The organism is Pseudomonas sp. LBUM1678 (assembly GCF_059695575.1).
On sequence record NZ_CP166775.1, the window covers coordinates 2,044,202 to 2,069,694 of the forward strand.

Below are 25,493 nucleotides of genomic sequence, written 5' to 3' on the forward strand. Positions count from 1 at the left end.
CGGGTTAGCCTGCTTTTTGCTTGATTCGTGCCAAAAACCGCTGAGTGGGCACTCCGCCATGACCCTTCATGTGCGCTACACTGCGCCGCTTGTGCAGATCGAAGAGTTTGAAGGACAACCATGACGTTCAAGGCGCCGGACAGCCTCGCCGAGCAAATCGCTCACCACCTCGCCGAACGCATCATTCGTGGCGAAATGAAGCCCGGGGAGCGCATCCAGGAACAGAAGGTCACGCTGGCCCTCAATGTCAGCCGCGGTTCGGTCCGTGAGGCCTTGCTGATCCTCGAGCGCCGCCACCTGATCGCGATCCTGCCGCGACGCGGTGCCCACGTTACCGAGCTCACCGCCCACAAGGTGCAGAGCCTGTGCACGCTGATGAGCGAGCTGTACATCCTGCTTGGCAATGCCGTGGCCAAAGGCTGGCAGGTCCAGGCCGACATGGCGCCGTTCGTGCAGATCCAGCAACGCCTGGCCGCCAGCTACGAGCGTCAGGACATCCGCACCTTCGTCGACGACAGCTTCAACGTGATGCGCGCCGCGTACCCGTTTGCCAACAACCCGTACTTGCAGGAAACCGTCGAGAACCTGCAGCCGGCCATGAGCCGTGCGTATTTCCTCGCACTGGAGCAGCGCAAGGCGTCGATGAGCGAGTTCCTCGAATTATTCGAACGTTTGCTCGCCGCCGTACTGGCCCGTGACTTTCCGCAGATCCGCGAAGTGCTGACGGCCTATGCCCAGCGCAGCTGCGATCTGGTGGTTTCTGCCCTGACGGACGCTTAAGCGTGCGGCTCAAGTGCATAAAACTGGCAGGGTTCAAATCCTTCGTCGACCCGACCACGGTGAACTTCCCCAGCAACATGGCGGCGGTGGTCGGGCCCAATGGCTGCGGCAAGTCGAACATCATCGACGCCGTTCGCTGGGTGATGGGCGAAAGTTCGGCGAAGAACCTGCGCGGCGAGTCGATGACCGACGTCATCTTCAACGGCTCCACCAGCCGTAAACCAGTGAGCCAGGCCAGTATCGAGCTGGTGTTCGATAACTCTGACGGCACCCTGCTCGGCGAATACGCCGCCTATGCGGAAATTTCCATTCGCCGCAAAGTGACCCGCGACAGCCAGACCACCTACTACCTCAACGGCACCAAATGCCGCCGTCGCGATATCACCGACATCTTTCTGGGAACAGGCCTGGGCCCGCGCAGCTATTCGATCATCGAGCAGGGGATGATCTCCAAGCTGATCGAGTCCAAGCCCGAAGACCTGCGTAACTTCATTGAAGAAGCCGCCGGCATCTCCAAGTACAAGGAGCGTCGGCGCGAGACCGAAAACCGCATTCGCCGCACCCACGAAAACCTGGCCCGCCTGACCGACCTGCGCGATGAGCTCGAGCGTCAGCTGGAGCGTTTGCACCGCCAGGCCGAAGCCGCCAAGAAGTATCAGGAATACAAAGGCGAAGAGCGTCAGCTCAAGGCCCAGCTGTCGGCCCTGCGCTGGCAGGCGTTGAACGAACAGGTCGGGCAGCGCGAAGCGGTCATCGGCAATCAGGAAGTCACCTTCGAAGCCTTGGTCGCCGAGCAACGTAACGCCGACGCGAGCATCGAACGCTTCCGTGACGGGCACCATGACCTGTCAGAGCGCTTCAATCTGGTGCAGGGACGCTTCTATTCGGTTGGCGGCGACATCGCCCGGGTCGAGCAGAGTATCCAGCACGGTCAGCAGCGATTGCGCCAGTTGCAGGATGATCTGAAAGAAGCCGAGCGCGCGCGTCTGGAAACCGAATCGCACCTGGGTCACGACCGCACGTTGCTGCTGACCCTCGGCGAAGAGTTGGACATGCTCACGCCGGAGCAGGAAGTCACCAGCGCCGCCGCCGAAGAAGCCGCTGCCGCGCTGGAAGAATCGGAAACCACTATGCATGCCTGGCAGGAGCAGTGGGACACGTTCAATCTCACGGCCGCCGAGCCGCGTCGCCAGTCCGAAGTTCAGCAGTCACGCATTCAGCAACTCGAAACCAGCATGGAGCGTTTGGCCGATCGCCAGAAGCGCCTTGGCGAAGAGCGCGCGTTGCTCTCGGCGGACCCGGAAGACGCGGCGATCATGGAGCTCAGCGAGCAACTGGCCGCGAGCGAAGCGACCCTCGAAGATTTGCAGGCCAGCGAAGAAGCCCAGGTCGAACGCCTTGAGCAACTGCGTCAGGAATTGCAGTTGGCCCTGCAAAACCAGCAACAGGCCCAAGGCGATTTGCAGCGTCTCAATGGTCGCCTCGCCTCCCTTGAAGCTTTGCAGCAAGCCGCGCTCGATCCAGGCACCGGCACCGCTGAATGGCTGCGCGAACAACATCTGGCGGATCGCCCGCGTCTGGCCGAAGGCCTGAAGGTTGAAGCGGGTTGGGAACTGGCGGTGGAAACCGTGCTCGGCGCCGACCTGCAAGCGGTGCTGGTGGATGACTTCGGCGATTTCGACCTGGCCGGTTTTGCCCAGGGCGATTTGCGTTTGCTCAGCCCTGCGAGCGATGGTGTGCGCGTGCCCGGCAGCCTGCTCGATAAAGTGGAAGCGCAGATCGATCTGTCGCCCTGGTTGGGGCAGGTCAAACCAGTTGAGAACCTCGAACAGGCCTTGGCCCTGCGCAGCCAGCTGACCGCCGGCCAGAGCTTGATCAGTCGCGACGGCTACTGGGTCGGTCGACACTTTTTACGTGTGCGCCGGGCCAGCGAGGCGGAGAGCGGCGTGCTCGCTCGTGGTCAGGAAATCCAGCGTCTGAGCATCGAGCGCGAAGAGCGCGAAGCCACGGTCGAAACCCTGGAAACCCAACTTCAGAATCTCCGGGCGCAGCAGCGTCAGCAGGAAAACGGTCGCGAACATTTGCGTCGTTTGCTGCAAGACGAAGCGCGTCAGCAAGGCGAATTGAAAGCCCAGTTGTCTGCCGGCAAAGCCAAGGTTGAACAACTGACGTTGCGCCGGACACGGCTCGATGAAGAGCTCACCGAGCTGGCCGAACAGCGCGCGCTGGAGCACGAAAACATCGGCGAAGCGCGCCTGCAATTGCAGGAAGCTCTTGATGCCATGGCGCTGGACACCGAGCAGCGTGAGTTGCTGCTGGCCCAGCGCGACAGCCTGCGCGAGCGACTTGATCGGGTGCGTCAGGAGGCCCGGCAACATAAGGATCACGCGCATCAATTGGCGGTGCGTCTCGGCTCGCTCAAGGCGCAACACGACTCCACGCGTCAGGCGCTGGAACGACTGGAAATGCAGTCCGAGCGCCTGACTGAAAAACGCGAACAGCTGAGCCTCAATCTGGAGGAGGGCGAAGCGCCGCTGGAAGAATTGCGCCTGAAACTCGAAGAGTTGCTCGACAAGCGCATGACCGTCGACGAAGAACTCAAGACTGCGCAGATCGCCCTGGAAGACTCTGACCGTGAATTGCGGGATGCGGAAAAACGTCGCAATCAGGCCGAGCAGCAATCGCAGTTGATTCGCGGGCAGATGGAAACCCAGCGCATGGAATGGCAAGCCCTGACCGTGCGCCGCAAGACCCTTGAAGATCAGTTGCTGGAAGACGGCTACGACCTGCACGGCGTGCTCGCCACGCTGACTGCCGAGGCCAGCGAGAAGGACGCCGAAGAAGAACTCGAACGCATTGCCGCGCGTATTCAGCGCCTCGGTGCGATCAACCTGGCGGCCATCGACGAATACACGCAACAATCCGAGCGTAAACGTTATCTGGATGCGCAGAACGATGATCTGGTGGAAGCACTGGACACGCTTGAGAACGTGATTCGCAAAATCGACAAGGAAACCCGAAACCGCTTCAAGGATACCTTTGATCAGATCAATGGCGGTTTACAGGCGCTTTTCCCAAAAGTTTTCGGTGGAGGACGCGCCTATTTGGAACTGACGGGCGAAGATCTACTCGATACAGGGGTAACGATCATGGCGCAGCCGCCAGGAAAGAAGAACAGCACCATCCATTTGCTCTCCGGTGGCGAAAAAGCCCTGACCGCATTGGCCCTGGTGTTTGCCATCTTCAAGTTGAATCCGGCGCCGTTCTGCATGCTTGATGAAGTTGATGCGCCCTTGGATGACGCTAACGTTGGACGCTACGCACGGCTGGTCAAAGAGATGTCGCAGACGGTGCAGTTCATCTATATCACTCACAACAAGATCGCCATGGAAATGGCCGATCAACTGATGGGTGTGACGATGCACGAACCGGGTTGCTCGCGTTTGGTGGCAGTGGATGTCGAAGAGGCGATGGCGATGGTGGAGGCCTGAGTCGGCGCTTGTAGGGCAAGTATTTTTAGTCTGTAGGACTTTTTTACCTGTCTCGACTTGCTGGCCAATCGACATATTCGCGCAAGCCATTGTGACAGACGGTGTAAAGTTGCCTTTGGTCGTGCTAGTTTAATGTCAATTTTTCGTATACGTGGGCAAAACGCCTGTCAGAACATAGAGTTGGCGCCACGTTTTAAAGCGGTTTGCGAGTTGTAAACCCCTTATTTTTCAGCATTTTTTATAGAGGCACGGGATTACATGGAAATCGGTCTGCGCGAGTGGCTGATCGTCATCGGCATTATTGTCATTGCCGGTATTCTTTTCGATGGCTGGCGTCGCATGCGCGGCGGCAAGGGAAAACTGAAATTCCGTCTTGACCGAAGTTTGTCCAACCTGCCGGACGAGGACACCAGCGCCGAGCTGTTGGGCCCGCCCCGCGTGCTGGATAATCATAAAGAACCGCAACTGGACGAGCACGATCTGCCGTCGGTGAGCATGCCTGCCCGTGAACCGCGTGAATCGGGTTCCAAGCGCGGCAAGCGTGGCCATGGCGAACCTTCCCAGGGCGACATGAACCTCAGTCTGGATCTGGACGGCGGCCCGAGCTTCAGCAGCCGTGACGACGATTTCCCGGATGACACCAAGGCCTCACCTTCTGTCAGCGACAAGGAACAACCGCAAGCCGAAGAAGTGCTGGTGATCAGCGTGATCTGCCGTGACGCGGCCGGCTTCAAAGGCCCGGCGTTGTTGCAGAACATTCTGGAAAGCGGTCTGCGTTTCGGTGAGATGGATATTTTTCACCGCCACGAAAGCATGGCCGGCAACGGTGAAGTCCTGTTCTCCATGGCCAATGCGGTCAAGCCGGGCATCTTCGATCTGGACGACATCGACCACTTCAGCACGCCAGCGGTGAGTTTCTTCCTCGGTCTGCCAGGCCCGCGTCATCCGAAGCAAGCGTTCGACGTGATGGTGGCCGCAGCGCGCAAACTGTCCCAGGAGCTGAACGGCGAACTGAAAGACGACCAGCGCAGCGTGCTGACTGCCCAGACGATCGAGCACTACCGTCAGCGTATCGTTGAATTCGAGCGTCGCGCCCTGACCCAGAAGCGCTGAATCGAGCCAGAGCTCTCTATGTCAGGAGAGCTTTTTGTGGCGAGGGAGCTTGCTCCCGCCGGGCTGCGAAGCAGCCCCTTCATTCAGACACACCGCAATCACGGGTTATACGACGGCTTCGCCGCCGAGCGGGAGCAAGCTCCCTCGCCACAGAACACGCGTCGTTACGCTATTGTTTAAAAGATTGAGCAGCCTCGGCTGCTCTTTTGCTTTATGAGAGAACACCCATGACCGCCGCCAAAACCCGCATTCTAGAGCTGCGCGCTGAGCTGGATCAGCACAACTACCGTTATCACGTGCTGGACGAGCCGAGCATCCCGGACGTCGAATACGACCGCTTGTTCCACGAGCTCAAGGCTCTGGAAGCGGCCAATCCGGACCTGATCACCAGCGACTCGCCGACCCAGCGTGTCGGCAGCGCGGCGCTGTCGGCGTTCACTCAGGTACGCCATGAAGTGCCGATGCTCAGCCTCGGCAACGCCTTCGAAGAAACCGACATGCGCGAGTTCGATCGGCGGGTGACTGAAGGCCTCGACCTGCCGGCCGGCGATTTGTTTGGCGGCGGCGCGGCGGTGGAATACAGCTGCGAACCGAAGCTTGATGGTCTGGCGGTCAGCCTGCTTTATCAGGACGGCGTATTGGTACGCGGCGCAACGCGCGGCGACGGCACCACCGGCGAAGACATCAGCGTCAACGTGCGCACCGTACGCAATATCCCGCTGAAGCTGCAAGGCAGCGGCTGGCCGGCGACCCTGGAAGTGCGCGGCGAAGTGTTCATGTCCAAGGCTGGTTTCGAGCGTCTGAACGCCACGCAACTGGAGGTCGGCGGCAAGACCTTCGCCAACCCGCGTAACGCGGCCGCCGGTAGCTTGCGCCAGCTCGATTCGAAGATCACCGCCAACCGTCCGCTCGAATTCTGCTGCTACGGCATTGGCCAGATTTCGGCTGACATTGCCGACACACACATCGGTAATCTCAAGCAGCTCCAGGCGTGGGGCATGCCGATCAGTCGCGAGTTGAAACTGGCGCACGGCATTGACGAATGCCTGGATTATTACCGCGACATCGGTGAGCGCCGCAATGGGTTGGCCTATGAAATCGATGGCGTGGTGTTCAAGGTCAACAGCATCGCTTCCCAGCGTGAATTGGGGTTCCGTGCTCGCGAGCCGCGCTGGGCGATTGCCCACAAATTCCCGGCCATGGAAGAACTCACCGAACTGCTCGATGTGGAATTCCAGGTCGGCCGCACCGGCGCCGTGACGCCTGTGGCGCGCTTGAAACCGGTCAAGGTCGCCGGTGTCACCGTGGCCAATGCGACCTTGCACAACATGGACGAAGTGGCGCGGCTGGGCCTGATGATCGGCGACACCGTGATCATCCGCCGCGCGGGTGACGTGATTCCGCAAGTGGTGCAGGTGGTCATGGAGCGCCGTCCGGATGACGCGCGTCCAGTGCAGATTCCCGAGAAGTGCCCGGTCTGCGGCTCGCATGTCGAGCGCACGCAATTGGTCAAGCGCAGCAAGGGTCGCGAGACCGTCAGCGAAGGCGCGGTGTATCGCTGCGTCGGTCGACTGGCCTGCGGTGCGCAACTCAAGCAGGCGATCATCCACTTTGTCTCCCGCCGCGCAATGGACATTGAAGGCCTTGGCGAGAAGAGCGTCGAGCAATTGGTGGACGAAGGGCTGGTGAATTCGCCGGCCGATCTGTACGCCCTGACGTTCGAGCAAATAGTCGATCTGGAAGGCTTTGCCGAGTTGTCGAGCAAGAACCTGCTTGGCGCCATTGAAGACAGCAAGCAGCCGAGCCTTGCACGGTTCATCTACGCCCTCGGGATTCCGGATGTCGGCGAAGAGACGGCCAAGGTGCTGGCGCGTTCTCTCGGTTCGCTGGAGCGGGTTCAGCAGGCGTTGCCGCAAGTGCTGACGTACTTGCCGGATGTCGGCCTGGAAGTGGCTCACGAGATTCACAGCTTCTTCGAAGATGCGCATAACCAACAGGTGATTGCGGATCTGCTCAAGCACGGTATGCAGATTCAGGATCAGGGGGAGCTGGGGGCCGAGTTCGCCGCCAGCACCACGCTGGGCGGTTTTCTCGACAAGCTGCACATTCCTTCAGTCGGGCCGGGCGGGGCGCAGAAGCTGGCGGACAAGTTCGGTTCGCTGGAAGGCGTGTTCGGCGCTGATTGGCTGGACATGCGTCAAGCCTTGCCGGAGAAGCAGGCCAATTCGGTTCGCGAGTTTTTTGCAGTGGCAGAAAATCGCCAGATAGCTGAGGCCGCCGAAAAGCAGCTGCGCGATTTCGGCATGCATTGGCAGAGCGAGAAGAAGGTCGTCGAAGGCCTGCCGCTGGCTGGCCAGACCTGGGTGCTGACCGGTTCGCTGGAATTGATGAGCCGCGATATCGCCAAGGACAAACTCGAAAGCCTCGGCGCCAAGGTGGCGGGTTCGGTGTCGGCCAAGACCCATTGCGTAGTGGCCGGGCCGGGTGCGGGTTCGAAGTTGGCCAAGGCTAATGAGCTGGGGTTGAAGGTTCTCGATGAAGAGGCTTTTGTCGATTTCCTGAAAAAACACGACATCCCCATCTGACACTAACCCTGTGGCGAGGGGATTTATCCCCGTTCGGCGACGCAGTCGTCGCAAAACCTGCGCACGCAATCTGTCTGTGATAATGCGGTCGCCGGATCTGGGGCCGCTGCGCGCCCCAACGGGGGCAAGCCCCCTCGCCACAAAAGCAATTCACACAGGTGTTCTCGTGGGAACGATCTTCGCGCGGCAATGATCTAGTCTTGGCAAGCCCCAGGGAGAGATCGCCATGTACCGCTTTTTCGAACAGCTCAGCTCACGCATCGCCGCGCCCTTCGTGGGCGAAAGTTCGCGCAACAGCAAGATCTGGCATTGCCGTTGCGGGCAGTCGCTGTTCTTTCGCAACAGCCAGTGCCTCGCCTGTTCGGCAGCGCTGGGTTATCAGCCGGAGCAGAGTCGCCTGTCCTCGCTGCAGCCGGGCTTGCAGGCGGACACCTGGCGGCTCGACGCCGATCCTGAAGCCGGTCTGTTCCGTCGCTGCGCCAACCTCGATTCTCCCGCTGCGTGCAATTGGCTGCTGCCGGCCAATGACCACGATGCGTTGTGCATCGCCTGTAGCCTGAATCGCACCATCCCGGATCTGTCGATTGCCGAAAACCACGACCGCTGGCGCAATGTCGAAACCGCCAAGCGTCGGCTGGTCGCACAGTTGATCAGCCTGGGTTTGCAGGTGATTCCCAAAACTGTCGACGAACAGACCGGCCTGGCCTTCGACTTCATCGGTGTCGACCTTGAAGGCAAGCCGCCGACCACGGGGCACGCCAACGGTCTGATCACCCTCGATATCAAGGAAGCCGACGACGCCCACCGCGAAAAGGTCCGGGTGCAAATGCACGAGCCTTATCGCACGCTGCTCGGGCATTTTCGGCATGAGGTCGGGCACTATTACTGGGATCGCTTGATCGCCAATAGCCCTTGGCTGGAGTCGTTCCGCAGCCTGTTCGGCGATGAGCGTGTCAGCTACGCCGACGCGCTGGAGCGGCATTACCAGCAAGGTGCGCCGCTCGACTGGCAGCAACAGTGCGTCAGCGCCTACGCCACCATGCATCCGTGGGAAGACTGGGCGGAAACCTGGGCGCATTACCTGCACATGATGGATGCGGTGGACACGGCGCTGGGGTTTGGCATGAGCGCGCGGGAGATGGATTTCGACTACCAGCCGTTTCCGTCCGAGACGCTCTACGATCCACAGCATCCCGGCGGCGCGGCGTTCCTGTCATTCGTCAACGCATGGATCGAACTGGCCGGCATGCTCAATGAATTATCACGGAGCATGGGCCAGCCGGATTTCTACCCGTTCGTCCTGCCGCCAGCGGTGATTGCCAAACTGCACTTCATTCACCTGGTGATCCAGCAAGAGGGCGGCAGGGCGGATGAAGTGCTTCAAGACCTGTAGCCGCCCGCATCCATTTGTAGCAGCTGTCGAGCCTGCGAGGCTGCGTCCGGCTGCGCAGCAGTCGTAAAATCAGGCGGCGCGATTTTGCAGGAAAACCGCGAGCACTGGATTTACGACTGCTGCGCAGCCGGACGCAGCCTCGCAAGCTCGACAGCTGCTACGGACGGTGGTGTTTCGCGTCCTGTGCATGTCCTTGACCTGATTCATATTTTTAATCTGGATCGAACGGTTGTAACTTCGTCTCAGATAGGTACAATGGCGCGGCTCGCCGTCTGGTGAGCGTCGTTATGGTGACCCCATCGGTCCCCCCGCAACGATTACCCGTGAACCTGGTCAGATCCGGAAGGAAGCAGCCACAGCGGGAACATTGTGTGCCGGGGTGTGGCTGGTGGGGTTGCCTCCATAACGCACCGCGAGTCCTCTCTCGCGTTTTCTGTTTAAAAATACTTATTTCATTGTGCGGCCATGGAGCTTGTTCCAGGCGGTGTTTTGTCGTTTCCGATTTTTAGAACGAACATAAAAAAGGAGGCCGATGTGTCGTGTCAGACACGTCGGCCTCCTTTTTCATTTCCGGCATTGTTCTTTATTTATGGCACTAAGGCTTGGACAAGGCCTGGTCAACCGCTGCAATCAGCTTTCCCAGATCCTTCGGGGTGGCTTTGTGAATGACGCCGAACAGATACGCCCGCTGTTCATCTTCATCGCTTAAGTCCGCGAAAAAGGCTTTCAGCTTTACGTCCAGCACCTTGGCAAGCAGGAACAAGGCTTCAACGCTGGGGGTATAGGTTCCGGTTTCAAAGCGGCTGATGGTTTTGGGGTCAAAACCGGTTTTTTCGCCGAGTTCAGCCTGAGTAAGCCCCGCGACCTTGCGGTAGCGTCGGATGGCTGGACCCAAACTTGAAATTTGCATCGCTCAATTCCCATTTAGAATCAAGAACTTAACGATAGATTTTTGCATTAGACAACTGCATGATCCATCACCTTGCTTTGCAAAATGTGATGCGTTTCGTAGAATCGCCGCCAATAAGGGGTGTTTAGTGACCTGTTTCGAGAAAATGGGCGATGCGAAACCGCCAGCATTGCGCTCCCTTGTCAGCCTTGCACGAGGTTTTTGAGACTGGCCGATCTTCGGTTCTGCGAAGTCAGCAAATGCTGGTCATGGAGTGAAAACGTGTTTGCGCAGTCCCACCGCTAGCGACAGCGAGCCTGATTCATGGATGAGAAATACCGCAGGGCCGTGGATGCCGCCGCCATTTTTTCCGAAACTGACCTGAGCGGCCGGATCACCCACGTCAACGATCAGTTCTGCGCTGTGTCCGGCTATAGCCGCGATGAGTTGCTCGGGCAAAACCATCGTCTTCTCAATTCCGGCGTGCACACCGCTGATTTCTTCGCCGGCATGTGGCGCACCATCGCGCTGGGCAATGTCTGGAAGGGCGATATTTGTAATCGTGCCAAGGACGGCAGCCTGTACTGGGTCGAAAGCACTATGGTGCCGGTGCTCAATGACGCCACAGGACGGGTTGATCGATACCTGTCGATTCGTTTTGATATCAGCGAAAAACGCCAGTTATTACATTCCCTGCAATGGCGGGTCGGGCATGACGTGCTGACCGGGCTGCCCAATCGCGCGTTCCTCTCGGATCTGCTGGACCAGGCGCTGGAGTTCTCCCGGCAGGAAAACATTCCGCTCGCCGTCTGCATGCTCGACCTCGACGGGTTCAAAGCGGTCAACGATGGCTACGGTCACGCCAGTGGCGATCAATTGCTGGTGGAAGTGGCCAAGCGTTTGCGCCACATCGTGCGGGGCGAAGATGTGGTGGCGCGGTTGGCTGGCGACGAATTCGTGCTGGTGCTGCGTTACGTGCGAGACCTGCCGGAATTGCGCGCGGCGCTGAACCGGGTGCTGGGGGCGATCTCGGCGTCGTACACCTTGCATGGCAAGGACATCAATGTGTTCGCCAGCATCGGCGTCACGCTGTTTCCCCTCGATAATGAAGATGCCGAAACCCTGCTGCGTCACGCCGATCAGGCCATGTACGTGGCCAAGCAGCGCGGTCGCAACCGATTCCATCTGTTCGATGTGTCCAGAGATCTAGAGGTCAAGGCCACTCACCAGACGGTCGAGCGAGTGCGCCAGGCACTGGCCGCCGATGAGTTGCGTCTGCATTTCCAGCCCAAGGTCAACATGCGCCTTGGCGTGGTGGTCGGCTTCGAGGCGCTGTTGCGCTGGGAGCATCCGCAAAATGGCCTGGTGCCGGCACGGGAGTTTTTGCCGCTGGTGGAAGAGACGGACCTCATCGTCGACATCGGCGAATGGGTGATGGATCAGGTGCTGACGCAGTTGCGCCAATGGCAGCAGGCGGGGCAGGGCTGGCCGATCAGCATTAATATCGCGGCACGGCATTTTCAGCGCGCGGATTTCGTCGACCGCCTCAGGCACGTCCTCGCCCGGCATGCCGACGTTGCCCCACAGATGCTCGACCTGGAAATCGTCGAGTCGGTGGCGATCGAGAATATCCAGCACGTCAGTGCCTGTTTGCAGGCCTGTCAGGAACTCGGGGTGCAGTTTTCACTGGGCGACTTCGGCACCGGCTATTCATCGCTGAGCTACCTCAAACGCTTGCGCACCCAAACCATCAAGATCGATAAATCGTTTGTACGCGACATTCTGGATGATCGCGATGACCTGGCGCTGACCACGGCGGTGATAGGACTGGCCCGGGCGTTTGGCCGGCAGGTAATTGCCGAAGGGCTGCAAAGTATCGAGCACGGGGAGCTGCTGTTGCGATTGGGGTGTGAAGTTGCCCAAGGCTATTTCATCGCCCGGCCGATGCCTCCCGCCGAAGTGCCGGGTTGGGTCGCGGGGTTTGTCGTGCCAGCGCAATGGCAGACGTTGAAGCAGGTTGGCTGAAGTCTTGAGATCACCACCGGACACTTGTGGGAGTGAGCCTGCTCGCGATAGCGGTATGTCAGTCACCATCAATGTTGAATGTCAGACCGCTTTCGCGAGCAGGCTCACTCCCACAAGGGCCCGGTGTCGATTAGAAGATTTGCTTAAGGTGTACCTGGCTGGGAACCAATATAGAGCCGGATAATGTCATCTATCTCCCCCGACATTTTCATCCGCAGCAACGTGCGCAGTATGCGTTGCACCGGCGACTGCGCGGCATAGCAGCGCACGTCGACCTCGCCATGTTCCATGGCGTTTTGCACCCGGGCCCGCGGCAGTACATGGAATTCAGCCGGCACGCCGACCTGGGTCGCGAGGCTGAGCATCACGTCGAACAGAATGCCCTGGGTCACTTGCCCGCGCTCCAGCTGCACCATCGGCATCGCCCAACTGTCGGGCACCGCGAAACGCAGCGGCGCTTCGGCGGCGGTGACGCTCAGACTTATCCACAGCAGTGCCCCCAAGGCAAAACGCATAAACGCTCCGGTACATCGCAAACCTGAGCCGATAAAAGCCCCCCAAAGTGCATCTTAGCCAGATTAGACGAGCGCACCGGATGCAATTTTGGCCTTGCTCCGCTAGCATTAGCCGCTTCTGTTCCTTCGTTGCGACGGTTTTCGATGAGTTATCAGGTTCTTGCACGTAAATGGCGTCCGCGCTCGTTCCGCGAAATGGTCGGCCAGACCCATGTGCTCAAGGCTCTGATCAATGCCTTGGACAGCCAGCGGCTGCACCACGCGTACCTGTTCACCGGGACGCGCGGGGTCGGCAAGACCACCATCGCGCGCATCATCGCCAAATGCCTGAACTGTGAAACAGGTATCACTTCGACGCCCTGCGGCGAGTGTTCGGTGTGCCGCGAAATCGATGAGGGCCGCTTTGTCGACCTGATCGAGATCGACGCCGCGAGCCGGACCAAGGTCGAGGACACCCGCGAGCTGCTCGATAACGTGCAATACGCGCCGAGCCGCGGCCGCTTCAAGGTCTACCTGATCGACGAAGTGCACATGCTCTCCAGCCATTCCTTCAATGCGCTGTTGAAAACGCTTGAAGAGCCGCCGCCCTACGTCAAGTTCATCCTGGCGACGACCGACCCGCAGAAACTTCCTGCAACCATTCTGTCGCGGTGCCTGCAGTTCTCCCTCAAGAACATGACCCCGGAGCGCGTGGTCGAGCATTTGACCCATGTGCTGGGCGTCGAGAACGTGCCGTTTGAAGACGACGCACTGTGGCTGCTGGGCCGCGCCGCCGACGGCTCGATGCGTGACGCCATGAGCCTGACCGACCAGGCCATTGCTTTCGGTGAAGGCAAGGTCATGGCCGCCGACGTGCGGGCAATGCTCGGCACGCTCGACCATGGTCAGGTCTACGACGTTCTGCATTCGCTGATCGAAGGCGACGCCAAGGCCTTGCTCGAAGCCGTCCGTCATTTGGCTGAGCAAGGCCCGGACTGGAACGGCGTGCTCTCGGAAATTCTCAACGTGCTGCACCGTGTCGCCATCGCCCAGGCCTTGCCTGAAGGCGTCGACAACGGTCACGGCGACCGCGATCGGGTGCTGGCACTGGCCCAGGCCTTACCCGCCGAAGACGTGCAGTTCTATTACCAGATGGGCCTGATCGGCCGCCGCGACTTGCCGCTGGCGCCGGACCCGCGTGGCGGATTCGAAATGGTCCTGCTGCGAATGCTCGCATTCCGACCGGCAGACACCGCGGACGCCCCGAGGCAACCGCTAAAGCCAGTGGGGATCAGCCAGGCCACAGTTGATTCCGCAAATTCAGTGGCTGCCGCGCCGGTTGTGGCGCCGGTAGTCGCTGCGGCAGTTGCCCCCGTTGCCCCTGCGCCTGTGCCTGAACCCGTCGCTGTGGCGGTTTCTGCTCCAGAGCCTGAACCGGTTGTGCCCGTTGTCGTGGCCGAGCCTGTGGTTGAGCCTGTCGCAATCGAAGCAGTGGTCGACCTGCCATGGAATGACCCGGTCGAGCCGGAGCCCGTCCAGCAACCCGCCGTCGAGCCGGTTCTGGAAACCGCCGGCGAACAACCCGATCTGCCGCCCATGCCGTTGCCGACGCCTGACAGCGTGGTGCCGGACGCGCCGGAGTGGGCCGCGGCGCCGATCCCGGAGCCGTCGGTGGCCGACGTCGACGCCGCCACGCCGGGCGTGGACCTGGATGACGAGCCGCCGCTGGACGAAGATTACATCGAGCCGGACATGGATTCGGCCTACAGCTACCTCGATGAACTGGCCAGCGAACACGCCGCCGAACCCGCGCCGGAACCCGAGCCTGAGCCGGCCGCCATGCCCGCCACCGGTCTGGCCCTGCAATGGCTGGAGTTGTTCCCGAAATTGCCGATCTCGGGCATGACCGGCAGCATCGCCGCCAACTGCACCCTGATCGCTGTCGATGGCGACAACTGGCTGTTGCACCTGGACCCGGCCCATAGCGCCTTGTTCAACGCGACCCAGCAACGTCGTCTCAACGATGCGTTGAACCAGTTTCACGGCCGGACGTTGACCCTGACCATGGAGCTGATCAAGCCCGAGCAGGAAACCCCGGCCCAGGCTGCGTCCCGGCGCCGCGTCAACCGTCAGCGCGAGGCCGAGGAATCGATCCACGGTGATCCGTTCATCCAGCAAATGATGCAGCAGTTCGGTGCGGTGGTCCGTAACGATACTATTGAACCTGTCGAAGCTCTGGTCAGTCAGGGCTAATAACTGAAGGCGTTCGGCCCCAAGGGCCGGGCGCTGTTTAAATCCAAGTACTTTTGAGGTGATTCCCATGATGAAAGGTGGCATGGCCGGCCTGATGAAGCAGGCGCAGCAGATGCAGGAAAAAATGGCCAAGATGCAGGAAGAACTGGCCAACGCCGAAGTCACCGGTAAAGCCGGCGGCGATATGGTCACCGTGGTGATGACCGGTCGTCACGACGTCAAGCGCGTGACCATCGACCCAAGCCTGGTTGAAGGCCTGAGCGAAGACGACAAAGAGATGCTGGAAGCGGTGTTCGCCGCCGCCGTCAACGACGCCGTGCGCAAGATCGAAGCCAATAGCCAGGACAAGATGGGCAACATGACCGCTGGCATGCAACTGCCGCCGGGTATGAAACTGCCCTTCTGATTCGCCAAAGCGCATCGGATGAGCTACAAAAAAATGCCAGGCATCGCGCCTGGCATTTTTGTTTCTGCTGGTTTTGTAAATCCCTGTGGCGAGGGAGCTTGCTCCCGCTGGACCGCGCAGCGGTCCCCTACTTTTCAGGTGAAGAGTGGGGCCGCTTCGCGACCCAGCGGGAGCAAGCTCCCTCGCCACAATGAAAGGCAGAAACATCGAACGCCACACCACCACAAAGGTCTGCTCCCCTATACCGCCGAATTCATCGATCAAAGGAGACGCTCACATGCCAGACGCATTGACCCTCAACCAACGTATCGTCCTGGCGTCCCGCCCAACAGGCGCGCCGACGCCGGAGAATTTTCGCCTGGAGCGGGAAGCACTGCCGGACCTGGCTGACGGTGAGATCCTGCTCAAGACTCAATACCTGTCGCTGGACCCCTACATGCGCGGTCGCATGAGTGACGCGCCGTCCTACGCCGCGCCGGTAGAAATCGGCGAGGTGATGACCGGTGGCGCTGTCAGCCGCGTCGAGCGCTCGCTGAATCCGAAGTTCCACGAAGGTGACCTGGTGGTGGGCGCCACTGGTTGGCAAAGCCACAGCATCAGCGATGGCCGCAACATCATTCCGGTGCCGAGCGGTTTGCCGACCCCGTCGATGGCCCTGGGTGTGCTGGGCATGCCGGGCATGACCGCGTACATGGGCCTGATGGACATCGGCCAGCCCAATGCCGGCGAAACCCTGGTGGTCGCGGCCGCTTCGGGCGCGGTGGGCTCGGTGGTCGGCCAGGTGGCGAAGATCAAAGGCCTGCGCGTGGTTGGCGTGGCGGGCGGCGCGGAAAAATGCGGCTACGTGGTGGAGGAATTGGGATTCGATGCCTGCGTCGATCACAAGAGCCCGAACTTTGCCGAGGAACTGGCTCAGGCGTGCGCCGAGGGTATCGATATCTATTACGAGAACGTCGGCGGCAAGGTATTCGACGCGGTGGTGCCCCTGCTCAATGCCAAGGCGCGAATTCCACTGTGCGGCCTCATCGCTTCCTATAACGCCCACGAAGCACCGACCGGCCCGGATCGCTTGCCGCAATTGCAGCGTACGTTGCTGACCAAACGCGTACGAGTCCAGGGCTTTATCGTGTTCGATGACTACGGCGATCGTCAGCCGGAGTTCGTCAGCGCCATGGCGCCGTGGGTGCGAGACGGCAAGGTCAAGTTCCGCGAAGACGTGGTTGATGGCCTTGAGAATGCACCCGAGGCCTTCATCGGTCTGCTGGAAGGGCGCAACTTTGGCAAACTGGTGGTTCGGGTCGCTCAGGACTGAATAATTGACGCTAAACAGAGGCGCGGGTATAAACCGCGTCTCGTTGTTTTGTCGGACTTTTCCCCATGAGCTTCAGCCCTTTGATTCGCCAACTCATCGATGCCCTGCGAATTTTGCCGGGTGTCGGTCAGAAAACTGCCCAGCGCATGGCACTGCAACTGCTTGAGCGTGATCGCAGCGGTGGTTCACGACTGGCGTCGGCACTGAGCCAGGCCATGGAAGGGGTGGGCCATTGCCGGTTGTGCCGCACGCTGACCGAAGACGACCTTTGCCCGCAATGTGCCGATACCCGCCGTGACGACACCCTGCTCTGCGTGGTGGAAGGTCCGATGGACGTCTACGCCGTGGAGCAGACCGGTTTTCGTGGTCGCTACTTTGTGCTCAAGGGCCATCTCTCGCCGCTCGACGGGCTCGGGCCGGAAGCCATCGGTATTCCGCAGCTGTTGGCGCGGATTGAAGAGGCGGGCACGTTTACTGAAGTGATTCTGGCCACCAACCCGACCGTGGAAGGTGAGGCGACGGCGCACTACATCGCGCAGTTGCTGAGCAATAAAGGCCTGGTTGCTTCGCGTATCGCCCACGGTGTGCCGTTGGGGGGTGAGCTGGAACTGGTGGATGGCGGGACGTTGGCGCATTCGTTTGCGGGGCGTAAGCCGATCGCTTTGTAATTTGTGGTGTCTGCACTGACGCCTTCGCGGGCAAGCCTCGCTCCTACAGAAGGACCGGTGACCCTGTAGGAGCGAGCGGTGCGGCGATCCGACTTGCCCGCGAAGGGTGCGCCTCGGTCCATCTGATTCACACAATTCTATTGAAAACCAAGCAAGCGCTCGGTTAACTTCGCTGAACCTTCAGTGGAGTTCGCCGATGCCTGCCTTTCAGGAATACTTCGATCCCAGCCACCAATTGGTCCGCGACAGCGTCAGACGTTTCGTCGAGCGTGAGATTCTTCCGGACATTGATCAGTGGGAAGAAGCTGAATGCTTTCCCCGCGAGCTCTACCTCAAGGCCGGAGCGGCGGGAATCCTTGGGATCGGCTATCCCGAATCCCTGGGCGGCAGCCACGAAGGTGATGTGTTCGCCAAGGTCGCTGCCAGCGAAGAGCTGATGCGCTGTGGCTCCGGCGGTTTGGTGGCGGGCCTTGGTTCACTGGACATCGGACTGCCGCCGATTCTCAAATGGGCCAGACCTGAAGTCCGTGATCGTGTCGTTCCGCAAGTGCTGGCCGGCGAGAAGATCAGCGCGCTGGCCGTCACCGAACCCAGCGGCGGCTCCGATGTGGCCAATCTGCAAACCCGCGCCGTGCGTGACGGCGATTTTTACCGGGTCAGCGGCAGTAAAACCTTTATCACCAGTGGCATCCGCGCAGACTTCTACACCGTTGCGGTGCGCACCGGCGAACCGGGTTTCGGTGGCATCAGTCTGCTGCTGATCGAAAAGGGCACGCCCGGTTTCACCGTCGGTCGTCAGTTGAAGAAAATGGGCTGGTGGGCGTCGGACACGGCCGAACTATTCTTCGATGATTGCCGGGTGTCTGTGGGAAATCTGATCGGCGCCGAGAACATGGGGTTCGCCTGCATTATGGGCAACTTCCAGAGCGAACGCCTGGCGTTGGCGCTGATGGCCAACATGACGGCCCAGCTGGCGCTGGAGGAAAGCCTGAAATGGGCGCGTCAGCGCGAAGCCTTTGGCAAACCCATCGGCAAGTTCCAGGTGCTTAAACATCGCCTCGCGGAAATGGCCACGGCATTGGAGGTGTCACGGGAGTTCACTTACCGTCAGGCGGCGAAAATGGCGGCGGGGCAGAGCGTGATCAAGGAAATTTCCATGGCGAAGAATTTTGCGACGGACACGGCTGACCGGATTACGACGGATGCGGTGCAGATTCTCGGTGGCCTCGGCTACATGCGTGAAAGCCTGGTGGAGCGGTTGTATCGGGATAACCGGATTCTGTCGATCGGTGGCGGGACGCGGGAAGTGATGAACGAGATTATCAGTAAGCAGATGGGGCTTTAGCGGGTATTGAGATCTGTGGTGTTGCCACCGGCCTCTTCGCGAGCAAGCCCGCTCCCACATTGAATCTCCGGTGTACACAAATTTCGTGTCCGGCAGATATCTAATGTGGGAGCGGGCTTGCTCGCGAAGAGGCCTTTGAAGGCGCCGCTTACTTTTCGCTCAACGCAAACTGCGTCAGGCAAAACGTAGGAATCCCCATATCGTTCAGCCGTTGCGACCCACCCAGCTCCGGCAGATCAATAATCGCCGCCGCTTCATGAACCCGCGCGCCCATGCGCCGAATCAGGTTCGCCGCCGCAATCAGCGTACCGCCGGTGGCGATCAAATCATCAAACATCACCACTGAATCGCCTTCGCACAGGCTATCGGCGTGCACTTCGAGAAAGGCTTCGCCGTACTCGGTCGCATAACCCTCGGCCAACACATCGGCCGGCAGTTTCCCTTGTTTGCGAAACAGCACCAACGGCTTGTTCAGTTGATAGGCCAGCACCGAGCCGATCAGGAAGCCACGGGCATCCATCGCGCCGATATGCGTGAAATCCGCCTCGACATAACGATGAGCGAAGCTGTCCATCACCAGGCGCAGGGCCGTAGGCGACTGGAACAACGGTGTGATGTCGCGAAAGATCACGCCGGGCTTGGGGAAGTCGATCACGGGGCGGATCAGGGATTTGATGTCAAAGGCGTCGAAGGCCATGGTCGAAGAATCCTGGCAGGCTGCAAACGTCGCAGTATAACGGCGGCTGAACCGTTTCGCTCAGCCGCAATTGTTGCCGTCAGCCTTCTATCGAGCCACCGGCCAGGGCGCAGAGCTGGATCGGGTCGAGGATGTGGATTTCCTTGCCCTCGGCCGCGATCAGCTCGTTTTGCTGGAAGCGCGTGAACACCCGGGACACGGTTTCCACCGCCAAGCCCAGGTAATTGCCGATTTCGTTGCGCGACATGCTCAGGCGGAACTGGTTGGCCGAGAAACCCCGGGCGCGGAAACGTGCCGAGAGGTTGACCAGAAACGTGGCAATGCGCTCGTCGGCGGTTTTCTTCGACAGCAGCAACATCATTTGCTGATCGTCGCGAATTTCGCGGCTCATGACACGCATCAGCTGACGGCGCAGCTGCGGCAGTTGCAGGGCCAGTTCGTCGAGGCGTTCGAAGGGGATTTCGCACACCGACGTGGTTTCCAGGGCTTGTGCCGAAACCGGGTGCTTTTCGGTGTCCATGCCCGACAGGCCGACCAGTTCGCTCGGCAAGTGGAAACCGGTGAGCTGTTCTTCACCGCCATCGCTCAGGCTGAAGGTCTTGAGGGCGCCGGAGCGTACTGCATAAACGGAATCGAAAGTGTCACCCTGGCGGAACAGGAACTCGCCTTTTTTCAGCGGGCGGCCACGTTTGACGATTTCGTCCAGCGCATCCATGTCTTCCAGATTCAGAGAAAGTGGCAAGCAGAGGGGGGCCAGGCTGCAATCCTTGCAATGGGCCTGGCTGTGAGCGCGCAGTTTTACTGGCTCGGACATTTCTTCAATCCTTGTGGGAAAACACACATAAGACGTAAGGGTAACCCACGGGAGGACATTCAGGCCAGTTTGTGCCGTTTTTGTCGCATGGTGATAAAGGCCCGCGGTCGGCGGCCAGTAACCTTGCATTCGAACTCGTGCAAGGAACCTGTTTCGCGGCCATCAGATCACCCGGGAAAACCGCTGGTGATTGTGCTGTTGCAAATAGGCATCGAACACCATGCACACCGAGCGCACCAGCAAGCGACCGGCGGGCAGTACGTTGATCCGCTCGTTGTCGAGGCTGATCAAACCGTCATCGGCCATGGTCAGTAGCTGAGGCCACAGTTCACCGAAGTAACCGCGAAAATCGATGTTGAAGGCCTGTTCGATGTCCGCGAACTCCAGGGTGAACGTACAGATCAGCTGCTGGATCACCGCCCGCCGCACACGGTCGTCGGCGTTGCATATCAGGCCACGACTGGTCGCTAACTGCGCGACGGCGAGGGCGTTCTGGTACTGGTTCAGGTCGCTGTTGTTCTGGCAGTAGAGGTCGCCGATCTGACTGATGGCCGACACCCCCAAGCCGATCAAATCGCAATGACCGTGAGTGGTGTAGCCCTGAAAGTTACGCTGCAGGGTCGATTCTTCCTGGGCAATCGCCAGCTCGTCGTCGGGCAGGGCGAAGTGGTCCATGCCGATGTAGCGGTAGCCGGCAGCGGTCAGCTGTTCGATGGTGCGCTGGAGCATTTCCAGCTTCTGCGCCGGCGTCGGCAGGTCGTTGCCGTTGATTCGCCGTTGCGGCATGAAGCGTTCCGGCAGGTGCGCGTAGTTGAACACCGAGAGCCGGTCCGGTTGCAGCGCAATGACTTCGTCGACCGTGCGGGCGAAGTTTTCCGGTGTCTGCTTTGGCAAGCCGTAGATCAGGTCGATGTTGATCGAGCGAAATTGCAGGGTCCGGGCGGCGTCGATCACGGCGCGGGTTTCTTCCAGGCTTTGCAGGCGATTGACCGCCCGTTGCACCGCCGGGTCGAGGTCTTGCAGGCCAATGCTGACGCGATTGAAGCCCAGCTCACGGAGCAAGCCCATGGTCGACCAGTCGGCCTCGCGCGGGTCGATCTCGATGCCGTAGTCGCCGGAATCATCGTCCAGCAGGTTGAAGTGTTTGCGTAACTGAGCCATCAACTGGCGCAGTTCGTCGTGACTGAGAAAGGTCGGGGTGCCACCGCCGAAGTGCAGTTGTTCGACCTTTTGCGCCGGGTCGAGGTGGCAGGCGATCAGATGGATTTCCTGATCAAGGCGCTGCAAGTAGGGCAGCGCGCGGCCTCGGTCCTTGGTGATGACTTTGTTGCAGGCGCAGTAGTAGCAAATGTTCGCGCAGAACGGCACATGCACATACAACGACAGTGGGCGCAGGGCCTTGCGGCTGTCGCGCAGGGCGTGAAACAGGTCGAACGTGCCGACCTGTCCGTCGAATTGCACCGCGGTCGGGTAAGAGGTGTAACGCGGCCCCGCCAGGTCGTAACGGCGGATCAGATCGGTGTCCCAACGAATGGCGTCGAGCATCATGCGGGCATTCCCCCGGATAGGCTGGCAGTGTCAGCAAGTCTATGGGGTGCGGCGCTGGGGCATCTTGATTTGCATCAACGGTCAGGATTTGTGTTGTTGGCGAGGGCCTCATCGCGAGCAGGCTCGCTCCCACAGGGGAATGCATTTGAATGTGGGAGCGAGCCTGCTCGCGATGGGCGCACCGCCGATCTAATGCCCCATGAGCCAATGCTGATGCGGCCCCGGCAACGTCCAGATGCCGAACAGCATCACCAAAAAACCACCGGCCATGCGCACGCTACGCTTGCGCAACAACGCCGTGACCCGCTCTGCCGCCAGCCCGGTGGCCAGCAGCACCGGCCAGGTGCCGAGTCCGAACGCGAGCATCAGCAACGCACTGTCCAGCGCATTGCCCTGGCTCGCCGCCCACAGCAACGTGCTGTAAACCAACCCGCACGGCAACCATCCCCACAGCGCACCCAGCAGCAGCGCGCGGGGCAGGCTCGACACCGGCAGCAGTTTGTTGGCAACCGGCTGGATATGCCGCCACAGACCGCGCCCCAGGCTTTCGATACGGGTCAGGCCGCTCCACCAACCGGCGAGGTACAGGCCCATGGCGATCAGTAACAGTCCGGCGATCACCCGCATGAACATCGCCGCCGGGCTGTTGGCCACTGCCCAACCCGCCAGGCCGATCAGAAGTCCGGCCGTCGCATAGCTGAGAATTCGCCCCAGGTTGTAGGCCAGCAGCAGGCGGAAGCGGCGGCTGCGTTGTTCCTTGGGAATCGCCAGGGTCAGCGCGCCCATCAAGCCGCCGCACATGCCCAGGCAATGCCCGCCGCCGAGCAGGCCGAGAATCACCGCAGACACCAGCAGTGGCGCCAACTCAAGCATGAGGCGGTGCCTTGTCGTCCGGTTTGGCCGGATGGCCGCTGGCTTCGTCGACCGCAGCCTTGTGGTTCGGGTCCTGGTCGTCGAACAGAATGCTGTGGGCCGGGCCGTCGAGGTCGTCGTACTGACCGCTGTCGACCGCCCAGAAGAAGATATAGACAGCGATGGCCACGATCAGCAGCGCGGCCGGGATCATCACGTAGAGAGCTGGCATCTGGACTCCATGCCCGCGCGGCTCAGGCCGGCAGCGGACGGGTTTCTGGCGTGGTGCGGGCGGCAGGCATGCTCGGCAGGCGAGTCAGGCGCAGGGCGTTCAACACCACGGTCAACGAACTGATGGACATGCCGACCGCAGCCCATACCGGCGTGATCCAGCCGAGGGCGGCGAACGGCAACATGAGGCCATTGTACAGCCCGGCCCACAGCAGGTTCTCGATGATTACCCGACGGGTGCGTCGCGCCAGGCTGAAGGCTTGCACCAGCGCATCGAGACGGTTCGACAGCAACACCGCATCGGCACTGGTTTTCGCCAGATCGGTGGCCGAACCCATCGCCACGCTGATGTCGGCCGCGGCCAGCACCGGCACATCGTTGACCCCGTCACCGAGCATCAACACCTTGCGGCCTTCCTTGTGCAGCTGTTGCAGGACCTGCAATTTATCGTCCGGACGCAAACCGCCCCGGGCTTCGTCGATGCCCAGTTCGGCGGCTACGCTGGCGACCATCGGCGAGGTATCGCCCGACAGCAGCAACGTGCGCCAACCGCGGGCCCTGCAGGCCTCCAATAGCGCCGGAGCATCGGCGCGCAATCGGTCATCGAGGACAAACCACGCCAGTGGCCCTTGGCTGTCGCCGAGCAGCAGCCATTGGCCCGCTTCGTCGGGCATCACCGGTACAGCCGCGCCACTGAGCTCGCAGACAAAACCCGGCTGGCCGATACGCAAGCGCTGCGTGCCGACCAAGCCTTCGAGACCCAGCCCCGGCGTGCTGAGGACTTCTTCGGCCGCCAGCGGCGCCCGGCCAAATGCCCGGGCGATCGGGTGCTCGGAACGGTTTTCCAGGGCTGCGGCGAGGCTCAGGCATTGATCGCTATCGAGCGCGCCGAGAGGGCGGATCGAACGCAAGGCCAGGCGACCTTCGGTCAATGTACCGGTCTTGTCGAAAATTACCGTGTCAATCTGGTTCAGGCCTTCCAGCACATGACCGCGCGTCAGCAGCAAGCCGAGTTTGTGCAGGGTGCCGGTGGCGGCGGTGAGCGCGGTCGGCGTGGCCAGCGACAAGGCGCACGGGCACGTCGCAACCAGCATCGCCAAGACAATCCAGAAGGCTCGCGACGAATCCAGTTCCCACCACAACAGGCCGATGCAGGCGGATGCGATCAGCGTTAGCAACAGGAACCATTGCGCGGCGCGGTCGGCGATTTCCGCCAGTCGCGGCTTCTCGGCCTGGGCGCGATCCAGCAGGCGGACGATGGCTGACAGTCGCGTGTCCTGACCCAGTGCCAGCACTTCCACGGTCAACGCGCCTTCGACGTTCAGGGTGCCGGCGGTGACCGCATCGCCCTGCGTGCGCGGCTGCGGCAGGTACTCGCCGGTCAGCAGCGATTCGTCGATGCTCGACTGGCCATCGAGGATTTTGCCGTCGGCCGGCAGGATTGCGCCCGGATGCACCAGCACTTGATCGCCGACACGCAGTTCGCTGAGCAGGATCCGCTCACTCTGCCCGTCAGTACTCAAGCGCAGGCACGAAGCAGGCAACAGGTTTACAAGCTGTGCGGTAGCGGCGGCGGTGCGCTCGCGGGCGCGGCGTTCCAGGTAACGCCCTGCCAACAGGAACAACGCAAACATTCCCACGGCATCGAAATACAACTCGCCGACGCCGGTGATCGAGGTCCAGATCCCGGCGATGTAGGCACTGCCGATTGCCAGGGACACTGACACGTCCATGGTCAGGTGACGGGTGCGCAAATCGCGCATCGCCCCTTTGAAGAACGGCGCGCAACTGTAGAACACGATCGGCGTGGTGAGGAACAACGCGACCCAGCGCAGGATGGTGTGCAGCTCCGGGCTCAAGTCGATGTTGAATTCTGGCCAGGTGGCCATGGTCGCCATCATCGCCTGGAACCACAGCAGCCCGGCGACACCGAGTTGGCGCAAGGCCAGGCGGTTTTCGCTGGCCAGTTGTTCACTGGCGCGGTCGGCTTGATAGGGGTGCGCGGCGTAACCGATGTGGCGCAATTCGCTGAGCACCTGGCTCAACGGCAATTGTGCGTCGGCCCAACGCACGTGAAGGCGATGGTTGGACAGGTTCAGTCGCGCCTCGGCCACCGCCGGCAAAGCGCGCAGGTGTTTCTCGATCAGCCAGCCGCAGGCGGCGCAGCTGATGCCTTCCATCAACAGGGTGGTTTCGGCGAGTTCGCCGTCGTGGCGCACGAAGGGCTTTTGCACGTCGGCGCGGTCGTAGAGCGCCAACTCATCCACCAACTGCACCGGCAACGCTTCGGGGTTGGCCGATGACTCGCTGCGATGCTGGTAATAGCTTTCCAGCCCACCGGCCACGATCGCTTCAGCCACAGCCTGGCAACCCGGGCAGCAGAACTCGCGGGTTTCACCGAGGACAGCGGCGGTGAAGCGGCTGCCGGCCGGGACGGGCAGGGCGCAGTGGTAGCAGGGGGTTGGCGTGGTCATTTCTGTTGCCATGAGAATCATTGTGGCGAGGGAGCTTGCTCCCGCTCGGCTGCGAAGCAGTCGCTATTGCGAACTCGCTATGCCTGAAAGAATAGGTTTGCTGGTTTCAGGGGCGCTTCGCAC

At 60.8% G+C, this 25,493-nt stretch carries 18 protein-coding genes, 1 other RNA gene and 1 pseudogene; 12 read left to right on the top strand and 8 right to left on the bottom strand.

Translation table 11 applies throughout. From position 1 onward, the window contains the following. The first annotated feature begins 120 nt into the window (after positions 1 to 120). The 6 genes from ACA070_RS09275 to ffs all read left to right on the top strand — a co-directional run bounded on the left by ACA070_RS09275 (position 121) and on the right by ffs (position 9,756). A complete protein-coding gene (locus tag ACA070_RS09275; protein ID WP_497450873.1) occupies positions 121 to 780 on the top strand; it encodes a GntR family transcriptional regulator in 660 nt (219 codons plus the stop codon). 2 nt (positions 781 to 782) lie between these two features. Next, a complete protein-coding gene (smc, locus tag ACA070_RS09280) occupies positions 783 to 4,271 on the top strand; it encodes a chromosome segregation protein SMC (protein WP_497450874.1) in 3,489 nt (1,162 codons plus the stop codon). A gap of 258 nt (positions 4,272 to 4,529) precedes the next feature. Further along, positions 4,530 to 5,384: a cell division protein ZipA gene (gene zipA / locus ACA070_RS09285; RefSeq protein WP_497450875.1), complete on the top strand. Its 855-nt coding sequence runs from the start codon at positions 4,530 to 4,532 to the stop codon at positions 5,382 to 5,384. Between the two features lie 227 nt (positions 5,385 to 5,611). After that, the gene (ligA, locus tag ACA070_RS09290) at positions 5,612 to 7,969 is read left to right on the top strand and encodes an NAD-dependent DNA ligase LigA (protein ID WP_497450876.1); all 2,358 of its coding nucleotides are present in this window, start codon (positions 5,612 to 5,614) and stop codon (positions 7,967 to 7,969) included. 226 nt (positions 7,970 to 8,195) lie between these two features. Continuing rightward, a complete protein-coding gene (locus tag ACA070_RS09295; protein ID WP_497450877.1) occupies positions 8,196 to 9,362 on the top strand; it encodes a zinc-binding metallopeptidase family protein in 1,167 nt (388 codons plus the stop codon). Between the two features lie 297 nt (positions 9,363 to 9,659). Next, positions 9,660 to 9,756, top strand: an RNA gene (gene ffs / locus ACA070_RS09300) — signal recognition particle sRNA small type. A gap of 201 nt (positions 9,757 to 9,957) precedes the next feature. On the opposite strand, the gene ACA070_RS09305 is transcribed toward ffs, so the two are convergent. Then, a complete protein-coding gene (locus ACA070_RS09305; RefSeq protein ID WP_497450878.1) occupies positions 9,958 to 10,272 on the bottom strand; it encodes a helix-turn-helix domain-containing protein in 315 nt (104 codons plus the stop codon). Positions 10,273 to 10,575: 303 nt separating this feature from the next. On the opposite strand from ACA070_RS09305, the gene ACA070_RS09310 reads away from it, so the two are divergent. Continuing rightward, complete coding sequence (locus ACA070_RS09310; RefSeq protein ID WP_497450879.1) at positions 10,576 to 12,276, top strand: putative bifunctional diguanylate cyclase/phosphodiesterase; 1,701 nt, start codon at positions 10,576 to 10,578, stop codon at positions 12,274 to 12,276. Between the two features lie 245 nt (positions 12,277 to 12,521). On the opposite strand, the pseudogene ACA070_RS09315 reads toward ACA070_RS09310, so the two are convergent. Further along, positions 12,522 to 12,791: pseudogene (locus tag ACA070_RS09315) on the bottom strand (amino acid ABC transporter substrate-binding protein); the annotation flags it as partial. Between the two features lie 144 nt (positions 12,792 to 12,935). Between ACA070_RS09315 and dnaX the strand changes: the two are divergent. From dnaX to ACA070_RS09340, 5 genes are all read left to right on the top strand, one after another. Further along, entirely contained in the window at positions 12,936 to 15,023 is a 2,088-nt protein-coding gene (gene dnaX, locus ACA070_RS09320) for a DNA polymerase III subunit gamma/tau (protein ID WP_497450880.1), read from the top strand. Between the two features lie 67 nt (positions 15,024 to 15,090). After that, positions 15,091 to 15,429 (top strand): YbaB/EbfC family nucleoid-associated protein, encoded by a 339-nt coding sequence (locus tag ACA070_RS09325; protein ID WP_109628912.1) that lies wholly within the window; start codon positions 15,091 to 15,093, stop codon positions 15,427 to 15,429. A gap of 277 nt (positions 15,430 to 15,706) precedes the next feature. Continuing rightward, complete coding sequence (curA, locus tag ACA070_RS09330) at positions 15,707 to 16,741, top strand: NADPH-dependent curcumin/dihydrocurcumin reductase (protein WP_497450881.1); 1,035 nt, start codon at positions 15,707 to 15,709, stop codon at positions 16,739 to 16,741. 65 nt (positions 16,742 to 16,806) lie between these two features. After that, the gene (gene recR, locus ACA070_RS09335) at positions 16,807 to 17,409 is read left to right on the top strand and encodes a recombination mediator RecR (RefSeq protein WP_403100645.1); all 603 of its coding nucleotides are present in this window, start codon (positions 16,807 to 16,809) and stop codon (positions 17,407 to 17,409) included. Between the two features lie 196 nt (positions 17,410 to 17,605). Further along, the gene (locus ACA070_RS09340; protein ID WP_497450882.1) at positions 17,606 to 18,754 is read left to right on the top strand and encodes an acyl-CoA dehydrogenase family protein; all 1,149 of its coding nucleotides are present in this window, start codon (positions 17,606 to 17,608) and stop codon (positions 18,752 to 18,754) included. A 148-nt stretch (positions 18,755 to 18,902) separates the two neighbouring features. Here the strand turns inward: ACA070_RS09340 and ACA070_RS09345 are convergent, their stop codons facing one another. The 6 genes from ACA070_RS09345 to ACA070_RS09370 all read right to left on the bottom strand — a co-directional run bounded on the left by ACA070_RS09345 (position 18,903) and on the right by ACA070_RS09370 (position 25,370). After that, on the bottom strand, positions 18,903 to 19,451 hold the full coding sequence (locus ACA070_RS09345) for an adenine phosphoribosyltransferase (RefSeq protein WP_497450883.1): 549 nt from the start codon (positions 19,449 to 19,451) through the stop codon (positions 18,903 to 18,905). A 79-nt stretch (positions 19,452 to 19,530) separates the two neighbouring features. Continuing rightward, positions 19,531 to 20,265 carry a fumarate/nitrate reduction transcriptional regulator Fnr gene (gene fnr / locus ACA070_RS09350; RefSeq protein ID WP_206415754.1) on the bottom strand — a complete coding sequence of 245 codons (735 nt, stop codon included), beginning with the start codon at positions 20,263 to 20,265 and terminating at the stop codon, positions 19,531 to 19,533. Between the two features lie 162 nt (positions 20,266 to 20,427). Further along, positions 20,428 to 21,810: an oxygen-independent coproporphyrinogen III oxidase gene (hemN, locus tag ACA070_RS09355; protein WP_497451930.1), complete on the bottom strand. Its 1,383-nt coding sequence runs from the start codon at positions 21,808 to 21,810 to the stop codon at positions 20,428 to 20,430. 192 nt (positions 21,811 to 22,002) lie between these two features. Beyond that, on the bottom strand, positions 22,003 to 22,686 hold the full coding sequence (locus ACA070_RS09360; RefSeq protein WP_497450884.1) for a sulfite exporter TauE/SafE family protein: 684 nt from the start codon (positions 22,684 to 22,686) through the stop codon (positions 22,003 to 22,005). After that, on the bottom strand, positions 22,679 to 22,897 hold the full coding sequence (gene ccoS, locus ACA070_RS09365; protein WP_462026379.1) for a cbb3-type cytochrome oxidase assembly protein CcoS: 219 nt from the start codon (positions 22,895 to 22,897) through the stop codon (positions 22,679 to 22,681). Before ccoS ends, ACA070_RS09360 begins: the two co-directional genes overlap by 8 nt. Before the next feature lie 22 nt (positions 22,898 to 22,919). After that, positions 22,920 to 25,370, bottom strand: a complete 2,451-nt coding sequence (locus ACA070_RS09370) for a heavy metal translocating P-type ATPase (RefSeq protein WP_497450885.1) — start codon at positions 25,368 to 25,370, stop codon at positions 22,920 to 22,922. Between the last annotated feature and the right edge of the window lie 123 nt (positions 25,371 to 25,493).

Coding starts and splice junctions, on each gene's coding strand:
- recR (WP_403100645.1), top strand. CDS start 16,807: ATGAGCTTCAGCCCTTTGATTCGCCAACTCATCGATGCCCTGCGAATT.
- fnr (WP_206415754.1), bottom strand. CDS start 20,265: ATGTCCGAGCCAGTAAAACTGCGCGCTCACAGCCAGGCCCATTGCAAG.
- ACA070_RS09275 (WP_497450873.1), top strand. CDS start 121: ATGACGTTCAAGGCGCCGGACAGCCTCGCCGAGCAAATCGCTCACCAC.
- ccoS (WP_462026379.1), bottom strand. CDS start 22,897: ATGCCAGCTCTCTACGTGATGATCCCGGCCGCGCTGCTGATCGTGGCC.
- ACA070_RS09345 (WP_497450883.1), bottom strand. CDS start 19,451: ATGGCCTTCGACGCCTTTGACATCAAATCCCTGATCCGCCCCGTGATC.
- zipA (WP_497450875.1), top strand. CDS start 4,530: ATGGAAATCGGTCTGCGCGAGTGGCTGATCGTCATCGGCATTATTGTC.
- ACA070_RS09310 (WP_497450879.1), top strand. CDS start 10,576: ATGGATGAGAAATACCGCAGGGCCGTGGATGCCGCCGCCATTTTTTCC.
- ACA070_RS09305 (WP_497450878.1), bottom strand. CDS start 10,272: ATGCAAATTTCAAGTTTGGGTCCAGCCATCCGACGCTACCGCAAGGTC.
- ligA (WP_497450876.1), top strand. CDS start 5,612: ATGACCGCCGCCAAAACCCGCATTCTAGAGCTGCGCGCTGAGCTGGAT.
- ACA070_RS09325 (WP_109628912.1), top strand. CDS start 15,091: ATGATGAAAGGTGGCATGGCCGGCCTGATGAAGCAGGCGCAGCAGATG.
- hemN (WP_497451930.1), bottom strand. CDS start 21,810: ATGCTCGACGCCATTCGTTGGGACACCGATCTGATCCGCCGTTACGAC.
- ACA070_RS09360 (WP_497450884.1), bottom strand. CDS start 22,686: ATGCTTGAGTTGGCGCCACTGCTGGTGTCTGCGGTGATTCTCGGCCTG.
- curA (WP_497450881.1), top strand. CDS start 15,707: ATGCCAGACGCATTGACCCTCAACCAACGTATCGTCCTGGCGTCCCGC.
- dnaX (WP_497450880.1), top strand. CDS start 12,936: ATGAGTTATCAGGTTCTTGCACGTAAATGGCGTCCGCGCTCGTTCCGC.
- ACA070_RS09340 (WP_497450882.1), top strand. CDS start 17,606: ATGCCTGCCTTTCAGGAATACTTCGATCCCAGCCACCAATTGGTCCGC.
- ACA070_RS09295 (WP_497450877.1), top strand. CDS start 8,196: ATGTACCGCTTTTTCGAACAGCTCAGCTCACGCATCGCCGCGCCCTTC.
- ACA070_RS09370 (WP_497450885.1), bottom strand. CDS start 25,370: ATGACCACGCCAACCCCCTGCTACCACTGCGCCCTGCCCGTCCCGGCC.